The sequence below is a fragment of the Tritonibacter mobilis genome (assembly GCF_001681715.1).
In the GTDB taxonomy this organism is placed as follows: Bacteria; Pseudomonadota; Alphaproteobacteria; order Rhodobacterales; family Rhodobacteraceae; genus Epibacterium; species Epibacterium mobile.
Genome location: NZ_LNWY01000047.1, coordinates 1 through 417 on the forward strand (window position 1 = coordinate 1; position 417 = coordinate 417).

Here is a 417-nt window from a genome sequence, read left to right on the forward strand (position 1 = left end):
ATCGGAAAGGCATAAGCCCCGGCAAGAGGCGTGCCGCCGATGGCATAGGTAATGGTTGGCGTCGTGCCGCTGTTGTCCGTGACCGACCCCAGTGATGTGACATCCAGCGTTGCGGTATTTGCGCCAGCATCGGTGGACGCGGATTGAGGACCGGGGGCTGTGATCACCGGCACTTCGCCATCCGTCACGGTGACCGTAAAGCTCTGCTGCACCGCCGCATTGCCCGCCCCGTCTGAGGCATCCATCGTCACCGTGGTCACCCCAAGCGGAAAGGCATAAGCCCCGGCAAGCGGCGTGCCGCTGATGGCATAGGTAATGGCTGGCGTGGTGCCGCTGTTGTCCGTGACCGACCCCAGTGATGTGACATCCAGCGTCGCAGTATTTGCGCCAGCATCGGTGGACGCAGATTGAGCACCG

The 417-nt window shown here is 62.8% G+C and carries 1 protein-coding gene; it reads right to left on the bottom strand.

What is annotated here, in order from left to right:
• Window positions 1–417, bottom strand: a 417-nt coding sequence (locus UB90_RS22320) for an HYR domain-containing protein (RefSeq protein ID WP_157888779.1), incomplete at both ends; no start/stop codon positions are given.